This window comes from Bartonella sp. AC70YNML (assembly GCF_042196545.1).
In the GTDB taxonomy this organism is placed as follows: domain Bacteria; phylum Pseudomonadota; class Alphaproteobacteria; order Rhizobiales; family Rhizobiaceae; genus Bartonella.
Genome location: NZ_JBHIQK010000062.1, coordinates 1 through 289 on the forward strand (window position 1 = coordinate 1; position 289 = coordinate 289).

A 289-nucleotide genomic window follows, 5' to 3' on the forward strand; every position below is an offset into this window, starting at 1 on the left:
GTAAATTGTATTAATTATTACTTAGACGAAAATTCTACGTACGTTTCGTCGCCGTTAATGTGTTTATTTCCATTTTCATCCTTGGTATTGGACTATAATGGAGATTTAAAAAATTGCTTTTATTCAGAAGCTTTTGGGAATCTACAAAATTATGAGGCAATAGATTGGTCTGCTCAAAGCGTTTTAAAATCTTTGAAAGAATCTGGTGCATGGAGCGGATGTCGTGGGAAGGTATTTTGTGGATAAGGTTAAGCAATTTAAGATTTATAGTGTTAGCAAGTCTACTGCT

Annotated in this window: 1 pseudogene; it reads left to right on the top strand. The window is 33.6% G+C overall.

Annotated features, from left to right (window positions below):
- Nucleotides 1–246 (top strand): annotated as a pseudogene (locus ACFIMU_RS08750) (radical SAM protein); the annotation flags it as partial.
- Between the last annotated feature and the right edge of the window lie 43 nt (nucleotides 247–289).